Raw genomic sequence first — 8,169 nt, 5'->3', positions numbered from 1 at the left:
CATTACCCCCCCCACGCCGCAAACCGCTTTGTTTTTTTGTGTGGTGGGCTGGTTTTTGTTTATACGCCACGGGGGCGTCGGCCGCGCGGGGGTGCGAGCCCAGCGTCGCGACGTAGCCGATCGCCTCCAGCAGGTTCGTCTTTCCCCGGCCGTTCTGGCCGACCAGCACGGCCGGCCCCGGTTCCAGCGCGAGATCGGCCTGCTCCCAGGACCGGAAGTCCGTGACCTGGAGATGTCTCAGGTACAAAACTCCCCAGACCTAGCCGCCGACCTTCTTCACCGCGTGACCGCCGAACTGGTTGCGCAGCGCGGCCACCGCCCGCATCGCGGGCGACTGCTGCTGCCGCGAGGCGAAACGCGCGAACAGCGCGGCGGAGAGGACCGGCGCCGGGACGGCGTGGTCGATCGCCTCCTCCAGCGTCCACCGGCCCTCGCCGGAATCCTCGACGTAGCCTTCGAGATCGTCCAGCTCCGGGTCCTCGTCGAGCGCGCGCACGAGCAGGTCGAGCAGCCACGAGCGGACGACGGTCCCCCGCTGCCAGCCCTTGATCACCGCGGGGACGTCCTCGACGACCTTCGCGGCTTCGAGCAGCTCGAAGCCTTCGGCGAAGGCCTGCATCATGCCGTACTCGATGCCGTTGTGGATCATCTTCGCGTAGTGCCCGGCCCCGACGGCCCCCGCGTGCGAGAAGCCCTCCTCGCGCGGGCCCTCCGGACGCAGCGCGTCGAAGATCGGCATCGCGCGGGCGACGTCGGCGGCCGCGCCACCGACCATCAGGCCGTAGCCGTTGTCCTTGCCCCACACACCACCGGAGACCCCGCAGTCGAGATACCCGATCTTCTTCGCGGCGAGGAGGTCGGCGTTGAGCTTGTCGTCGGTGTACTTCGAGTTGCCGCCGTCGATCACGAGATCACCCTCGGACAGCAGCTCGCCCAGCTCGGTGATCGTCTGCCGCGTCGGGTCGCCGGCGGGCACCATCACCCACACGATCCTTGGACCGTCCAGTTTGGACACCAGATCGGCGAGCGACGTCGAGTCGGTCACCTCGGGGTTGCGGTCGTACCCGACGACCTCGTGACCGGCCGCGCGCAGCCGCTCACGCATGTTGAAGCCCATTTTGCCGAGGCCGATCAGTCCCAGCTGAACCATGGAGATCCCCTTACGTACTAACGAAAATCGAGTCAGCCGGGCAGGCGGACCGGCATCAGGAGGTAGAGGTAGCCGCCGACGACGTTGCCCTCGGGGTCGGCGGGCTTGATGAGCGCGGGCCGGTTCGGCGTGGTGAAGGTCAGCTCGGCGCGGTCGGTGTGCAACGCGCCGAGGCCGTCGACGAGGTAGCCGGGGTTGAACGCGATGGTGACCGGCTCGCCCTCGTAGTCGACCTGCAGTTCCTCTTCCGCGCTGCCCTCGTCGTCGCCGCCGGCGGAAAGCCGCAGCGAACCGTCCGCGAACTCGAGCCGGACCTGCGTCCCGCGCTCGGCGACGAGCGAGACACGCTTGATCGCTTCGGCGAGGGCGGAGACCTCGATGACCGCCCGCGAGGTGTGGCTGGCGGGGAGCAGCTGGCGGTAGGGCGGGAACTCCGCGTCCAGCAGCCGGGTCGTCGTGTAGCGACCGGCGCCGGAAAGCCCGAGGAGGCCGTCGCCGCTGGCGAGGGCGAGGCGGACCGTGGCACCGCTCGCGCCGAGTGTCTTGGCGGCTTCGGCGAGGGTCCGCGCGGGGACGAGCACCGCGGCGTCGGCGAGGCCCTCGGTCGGCTGCCAGGTGAACTCGCGCATCGCGAGCCGGAAGCGGTCGGTGGCCACCAGCGTCAGCTTGTCGCCGGAGATCTCCAGCCGCATGCCGGTCAGCATCGGCAGGGTGTCGTCCTTGCCCGCGGCGACGACGACCTGGGTGACGGCCTGGCCGAAGGCGTCGCCGGCGAGTTCACCGGCGAACGCGGGCTGGGACGGCAGTTGCGGGTAGTCCTCGACCGGCATGGTCGGCAGGCTGAAGCGGGCACTGCCGCAGGTGATGGTGGCGCGGGCGCCGTCGACCGAGATCTCGACCGGCTGTGCGGGCAGCGCCTTGGTGATGTCGGCGAGCAGCCTGCCGGAGACGAGCAGACGGCCGCCGTCGGCGATCGTGGCGGGGACCCCGACCGTCGCGGAGACCTCGTAGTCGAAGCCGGAGACGGTGAGCGCGTCACCTGCCCCGTCCGACCCCGCGTCGAGCAGGACACCGCCCAGCACCGGCACCGGAGGCCGGGAGGGGAGGCTTCTCGCCACCCACGCGACGGCGTCGGCGAGCCCGTCACGCTCGACGCGGATCTTCATGCGCGCATCCTTTCGACAGCCGAGCCCCTGCGGCTCGTGAAGGTCGTCGGGGAACGCCTGCACCCGCGCAGGCGACCTCGCCTCTGGTCCTCACCCCTGCGCCAGGACGGCGTTCGACGCGGACCAGGTGCAGGCATCCACGTTAGGCCGTCAACGGGTCGGGCGTCACCTCGGCCTCCCCTTCGCTTTGTCGTCATGTCGACACGGTTCACCGGCTGTCCCCAGATTCGTCCGCCGCCTGTTTTTGTTTTGTTCCCTCCTTAAAAAGATCTAAGGGCAGTAGCAGTAGTAGGCGTTGTGGGTTGTGTGGACAGAGCTCGTTCGTGCAGGTCGTCGCTGTCGACCGGGTGTGGAGATCCCTGGTGGTGGTTCGGTGGATGAATCGGGCGACCGGTGGATGGATTCGAGCGGGCCTCGATTCATCCACAGTCACCCCCAGTTGTCCCCAGGTCTGTCCCCAGCTGTGTGCCGAGTTGTGCCCAGGGGATGTGCGCGTCCGGCGTGACCCGAATCGCCCGGACGAGTGGCTTCCGCGGCATGTGCATCGCGTGTGGGCAACCTGTGGAATCGATGTGGGCAGTGCTGTGGATTCACTGTGGACTGCTTGTGAGTGCATTGTGGACGAAAACCGGGTCGTCGCAGTTGAGGGATTCGTTGGCGTTGTGGGCAAAGTGCCCACACCATGGGGAAACTCCCTTGTGTATCAACGGTTTTGCGTACGCGGCGAAGTGTGCTGCGGATCGCGTCGCTGCTTCGCGTGCGTACGGCTGTGTACATGCCCGTACGGCGGTGTAGGAGGCGTACGCACGCGAAGACGGCTACTGACGCGCTCTCGGCGGAAGGGCGTACGGCAAAATGAAGGGGCGCCCACGTGAGTCGTGGACGCCCCGAAGCCGTTGGGAGAGCGGGAAGAACTACTGCCGTGCGCGCTGCTTGATCCGCGACGTCAGTTCCTGCACCTGGTCGTAGATGCGGCGGCGCTCGGCCATCTCCTTGCGGATCTTCTTGTCCGCGTGCATGACGGTCGTGTGGTCACGGCCGCCGAACGTCTGCCCGATCTTCGGCAGCGACATCTCGGTCAGCTCGCGGCAGAGGTACATCGCGATCTGGCGGGCCGTCGCGAGCGCCTTCGTCTTGCCGGGGCCGCACAGGTCGTCGAGCGTCACGTCGAAGAACTCCGCCGTGACGCCCATGATGGTCGGCGCGGTGATCTCCGGCGTGTGCGAATCGGGGATCAGGTCCCGCAGCACGATCTCGGCGAGGCCGACGTCGACCGGCTGCTGGTTCAGCGAGGCGAACGCGGTGACGCGGATCAGCGCGCCCTCCAGCTCCCGGATGTTCGCCTCGACGCGCGAGGCGATGAACTCCAGCACCTCGCCGGGCACCGCGAGCCGATCCTGCGCGGCCTTCTTGCGCAGGATCGCGATCCGGGTCTCCAGCTCGGGCGGCTGGATGTCGGTGATCAGGCCCCACTCGAACCGCGTGCGCAGCCGGTCTTCGAGGGTTTCCAGCCGCTTGGGCGGCCGGTCGGAGGAGACGACGATCTGCTTGTTCGCGTTGTGCAGGGTGTTGAAGGTGTGGAAGAACTCTTCCTGGGTACCTTCCTTGCCCTCCAGGAACTGGATGTCGTCGACGAGCAGGATGTCGATGTCGCGGTAGCGCCGCTGGAAGGCGACCTTGCGGTCGTCGCGCAGCGAGTTGATGAAGTCGTTGGTGAACTCTTCGGTCGAGACGTAGCGGACGCGCATCCCGGGGAACAGCCGTTGCGCGTAGTGCCCGACGGCGTGCAGCAGGTGGGTCTTGCCCAGTCCGGACTCGCCCCAGATGAACAGCGGGTTGTACGCGCGGGCAGGTGCCTCGGCGACGGCGACCGCGGCCGCGTGCGCGAACCGGTTGGACGCGCCGATGACGAAGGTGTCGAACGTGTACTTCTCGTTCAGTTTCGTCTTGGACGTCTGCGGCTGCGCGGGTGCGGTGTACGGCTGGCCCGCGATCGGCTGACCGGAGAAGGTGGGCCAGATCTCGTGGACGGCGGCGAGCGCCTCGCCTTCCTCGTCCACCTCTTCGTCGGGCTCCTCCGACTCCTCGGCCGAAGCGGCGGGCTTGGCCGGTTGCTGCGGCGGCATCGGGGCGGGCATCGGCGGCGGCGTCGGCTCGGGACGCGTCGCCCGGGCGGGCGGCAGCATCGAGCCGTCGGACATCGCGGGCTCGGGCGCGGGCCCGGAGCCGTTTTCCACCCGGGTGGGCGACGGTACGTAGCGGGGCGCGGGCGCGGGAGCCACCGGCTCCGCGCTGTCGACCTTCACCGCGAGGGAGACCGCGCGGCCGAGCCGCCGGGAGAGCGCTTCGGTGATCGCGCCGCGGAGGGCGCGTTCGATGGCTTCCTTCGCGAAGTCACTGGGTGCGGCGAGGAGCGCGGTGCCGTCGAGCAGGCCGATCGGCCGGGTGACGCGCATCCAGGCCCGCTGCTGCGGCGAGAGGGTCCCGTCGGACAGCTCCCGGACCACTTGCTCCCAGATGACGCCTAGATTGTGCTGGTGCTCGGACACCTGTCTGGCTCCCCTCCCCTCGTCGGCGTGTACGGCGAAATCCCCCCAAGCACGCCCCGGCCACTCCATCGAGCGTCATCTTGGACCGGTCTGTTCACCGGCACAGCAAGTATCCACATAGTTGTCCACAGCTGTGCACTAATGTACGGCGGCCCGCGGCCACGCCACCTGCGGGCTCTCCATAACGCCGGTGGGTACCTCCACACCCGGCGGCGCGCTCGCCGTGCACCTCGACCGGTGACCCGAGAGAGGCACGCTAACAAGCCCCGCCCGTTGCCACAAGGCATCCTTGGGCGCAAGCATTTCACGGTGTACGGCGTGTTGCCATTCGATGGCGCGTGCCTGCACCGACCGTACCCGCTGGGGTGATCGCGGTGCGTGGCCAAGGGGGTGCCTGCGGGCCGCCCGGCCGGGGTGCGTACCCTCGTAAGGTCTCCCGTATGCGACGGGTGCGTTTCGCGTGCCCACGTTGTCGTCGCTCGACGTGACGAGGACACACGTTGGTAGGAGACACCACAGACTGCCGTGCGCCCGCACGACACGCCAGGCGGCGGTGAAGAAAACCGTCGTCCGACGGCCGAGACACAGGAGAAGCAGTGAGCAAGGGTAAGCGCACCTTCCAGCCGAACAACCGCCGACGCGCCCGGGTCCACGGGTTCCGGCTGCGCATGCGGACCCGTGCCGGCCGGGCCATCTTGGCGGCCCGTCGTCGCAAGGGCCGTGCCGAGCTGTCCGCCTGATTCCGGCGTCGAGGCGCGTCGTGCTGCCCGCCGCCGCCCGGTTGCGGCGGAGTGAGGATTTCCGCGTAGTTCTTCGCCGCGGGTCCAGGGCAGGCAAGCGCCGCCTCGTCGTTCACGCGTTGACCACGGACCCGCCCGAGGCCGCCACGGCGGCCAGGGCGGGTTTTGTGGTGAGCAAGGCCGTCGGGAACTCGGTGGTCCGCCACCGGGTCACCCGCCGGTTGCGTCACCTCGTCGCCGCCCGGCTCGGAACCCTGCCCGCCGGCAGCGCGTTGGTTGTGCGGGCATTACCTCCGGCAGCGGACGCGTCCAGCGCGGAACTCGGTGCCGATCTCGACGCGGCACTGCGCAGGCTCGGCCTGCTGCCGTCCCGCCGGTCGGCCGGGGATGGTGTCCCCCGGCAGACGCGTCCCGAGGACGCGGCCCCCGACCACGAATCAGCGGTGTGAACGGTATGCGAGCCAGCACACGAACCAGCACTGACGAACGTCCCGGTGAAGCCCGTCCCGGACCGGTCGCCTGGGTGCTGTTGCTTCCGATCAAGCTCTATCGGAAGGCGATCTCCCCTTTCCTGCCACCGGCTTGCCGGTTCTATCCGAGCTGCAGCGCGTACGCGGTCGAAGCACTGACCCGGTTCGGTGCCGGGCGCGGCTCCTATCTCGCGCTGCGCCGGTTGCTGCGCTGCGGCCCGTGGACCCCGCCCGGCCGCGACCCGGTGCCCGAGACGTTCTCGTGGCGATACCGCAGACCTGAAACACCGATCGAGGAGTAGCTCAGTGCTCGACTTCATCTACTACCCCGTGTCCTTCATCTTGTGGTGTTGGCACAAGGTCTTCGGGTTCGTCTTCGGGGAAGCCACGGCGATTTCCTGGATCCTCGGCATCATCTTCCTGACGTTCACCGTCCGCGGCATCATGTTCAAGCCGTTCGTGAACCAGGTCCGGTCGATGAAGCGCATGCAGGACTTCGCGCCGGAGATGAAGAAGATCCAGAAGAAGTACGCGAACGACCGGCAGCGCCAGGCGATGGAGATGCAGAAGCTCCAGAAGGAGCACGGCGTCAACCCGCTCGGCAGCTGCCTGCCGATGCTGCTGCAGATTCCGGTCTTCATCGGCCTGAACCACGTGCTGCGCGCGTTCACCTTCCCGCCGCCCGGTGGCGGCCCGAAGACCGAGAACTACTTCTTCAGCCAGGCCGACGTCCACTCGTATGTCAGCGCGAAGCTGTTCGGTGTCAACCTCGGTGAGGCCATCTACAACGGTGTCGGCGTCATCAACGGCGGCGCCACGACCGTGGGCTGGCACTGGAGCGTCGCGCCCGTCGCCGTTCCGCTGATGATCGTCGCGGGTATCGCCACCCACCTCACCGCGCGGCACTCGGTCTCCCGCCAGAACCCGGAGTCGGCGACTCCGCAGACCGCGATCATGAACAAGCTGACGATGTACGTCTTCCCGCTCGGTGTCGTCGTCTTCGGTGGGATGTTCCCGCTCGGCCTCCTCTTCTACTGGTTGGCCAACAACGGCTGGACGCTGATGCAGCAGCGCCTCGTCTACACGCGGATCGACAAGGAAGAGGAGCAGCGCAAGGCCGAGGCCAAGGAGAAGCGCGCGTCGCTCGGCCCGAAGCCGGGCCAGAAGCCGACCGCCCCCCGTCCGGGCCAGAAGCCGGTCCAGCAGAAGAAGAACCAGTCGAACAACAGCGGCGGCCAGAAGAAGGTCACCAAGGCCGGCTCCCCGCACGGCTTCGCGCAGACCGGCGCCGGGAGCGACAGCGGCAAGTCGGCCGAGCCGGCGCCGAAGCCGGACACGGAATCCACCTCCGAGGAAGCCGGGAGCACCAACGGCTCGAAGGACAACGGCACGGGTGTGCCGGGCCTCATCAAAGACTCGACCAGGAAGTCGGGCCGGAAGCGTCGCTGACGCCGAGCCGGTTCGGAGAGGAGACGAATGATGTCGGAGACGATCGACACGATCGACGCCGATAAGGACGACGCGGCGACCGGGGAACCGGAGAACGCCGGGCAGCAGCCGGGAGGTGCTGACGACGACGTCCTCGTGCGGGAGGGCGACATCGCCGGTGACTACCTGGAGCGGTTGCTGGACCTGTTGGACTACGACGGGGACATCGACCTCGACGTGGAAGCCGGCCGGGCCATCGTCAGCATCGACGGCGGTGAGGATCTGGAGAAGCTCGTCGGACCGCGGGGCACGGTCCTCGAGGCACTCCAGGAGCTGACGCGGCTCGCCGTTCAGCAGGAGACCGGATCGCGGAGCCGGTTGATGCTCGACATCGCGGGATGGCGCGCGGACCGTCGCGAGGAGCTTCGTGAGCTCGGCCGGTCGACGGCGGAGACTGTGCTGTCGAGCGGTGAACGCGTCCGGCTGCAGCCGATGAGCCCGTTCGAGCGCAAGGTCGTGCACGACGCCGTCGCGACGGTTTCGGGTGTCACGAGCGAGAGCGAGGGTGAAGACCCGAAGCGGCGCGTGGTGATCTTCCCGGCGTCCTGACGTTAAGCACTGCGCTAAGAGAAGCGGTCGGCGGCGCCGAGCCCGTGCCGCGCCGCG

Annotated in this window: 9 protein-coding genes; 5 read left to right on the top strand and 4 right to left on the bottom strand. The window is 68.3% G+C overall.

Annotation, left to right across the window (positions count from 1 at the left end; genetic code table 11):
- The 4 genes from ACFWY9_RS19365 to dnaA all read right to left on the bottom strand — a co-directional run.
- The coding region (locus ACFWY9_RS19365) for an AAA family ATPase (protein WP_378339438.1) at positions 1-247 on the bottom strand (247 nt) is incomplete at its 3' end.
- A 12-nt stretch (positions 248-259) separates the two neighbouring features.
- Positions 260-1,150, bottom strand: a complete 891-nt coding sequence (gnd, locus tag ACFWY9_RS19360; protein WP_378339437.1) for a phosphogluconate dehydrogenase (NAD(+)-dependent, decarboxylating) — start codon at positions 1,148-1,150, stop codon at positions 260-262.
- A 32-nt stretch (positions 1,151-1,182) separates the two neighbouring features.
- Entirely contained in the window at positions 1,183-2,316 is a 1,134-nt protein-coding gene (gene dnaN, locus ACFWY9_RS19355; RefSeq protein ID WP_378326068.1) for a DNA polymerase III subunit beta, read from the bottom strand.
- A gap of 914 nt (positions 2,317-3,230) precedes the next feature.
- A complete protein-coding gene (gene dnaA / locus ACFWY9_RS19350) occupies positions 3,231-4,865 on the bottom strand; it encodes a chromosomal replication initiator protein DnaA (protein ID WP_378326069.1) in 1,635 nt (544 codons plus the stop codon).
- Positions 4,866-5,461: 596 nt separating this feature from the next.
- Between dnaA and rpmH the strand changes: the two genes are divergently transcribed.
- From rpmH to ACFWY9_RS19325, 5 genes are read left to right on the top strand one after another with little or no spacing between them, the layout of a single operon-like run.
- The gene (gene rpmH, locus ACFWY9_RS19345) at positions 5,462-5,605 is read left to right on the top strand and encodes a 50S ribosomal protein L34 (protein ID WP_345405559.1); all 144 of its coding nucleotides are present in this window, start codon (positions 5,462-5,464) and stop codon (positions 5,603-5,605) included.
- A 20-nt stretch (positions 5,606-5,625) separates the two neighbouring features.
- The gene (rnpA, locus tag ACFWY9_RS19340) at positions 5,626-6,054 is read left to right on the top strand and encodes a ribonuclease P protein component (RefSeq protein ID WP_378339435.1); all 429 of its coding nucleotides are present in this window, start codon (positions 5,626-5,628) and stop codon (positions 6,052-6,054) included.
- 5 nt (positions 6,055-6,059) lie between these two features.
- Positions 6,060-6,377 (top strand): membrane protein insertion efficiency factor YidD, encoded by a 318-nt coding sequence (gene yidD, locus ACFWY9_RS19335; protein WP_378326071.1) that lies wholly within the window; start codon positions 6,060-6,062, stop codon positions 6,375-6,377.
- 4 nt (positions 6,378-6,381) lie between these two features.
- Complete coding sequence (gene yidC, locus ACFWY9_RS19330) at positions 6,382-7,524, top strand: membrane protein insertase YidC (protein ID WP_378326072.1); 1,143 nt, start codon at positions 6,382-6,384, stop codon at positions 7,522-7,524.
- A gap of 30 nt (positions 7,525-7,554) precedes the next feature.
- The gene (locus ACFWY9_RS19325; RefSeq protein ID WP_378326073.1) at positions 7,555-8,112 is read left to right on the top strand and encodes a protein jag; all 558 of its coding nucleotides are present in this window, start codon (positions 7,555-7,557) and stop codon (positions 8,110-8,112) included.
- Positions 8,113-8,169 lie beyond the last annotated feature (57 nt).

Source organism: Amycolatopsis sp. NPDC059027 (assembly GCF_042739735.1).
Lineage (GTDB): Bacteria > Actinomycetota > Actinomycetes > Mycobacteriales > Pseudonocardiaceae > Amycolatopsis.
This window is presented reverse-complemented; position numbering and strand designations above follow the sequence as displayed.

What these genes read in the sequence shown, in the direction of transcription:
- gnd (WP_378339437.1), bottom strand. Translation starts at nt 1,150, where the DNA reads ATGGTTCAGCTGGGACTGATCGGCCTCGGCAAAATGGGCTTCAACATG.
- dnaN (WP_378326068.1), bottom strand. Translation starts at nt 2,316, where the DNA reads ATGAAGATCCGCGTCGAGCGTGACGGGCTCGCCGACGCCGTCGCGTGG.
- yidD (WP_378326071.1), top strand. Translation starts at nt 6,060, where the DNA reads ATGCGAGCCAGCACACGAACCAGCACTGACGAACGTCCCGGTGAAGCC.
- ACFWY9_RS19325 (WP_378326073.1), top strand. Translation starts at nt 7,555, where the DNA reads ATGTCGGAGACGATCGACACGATCGACGCCGATAAGGACGACGCGGCG.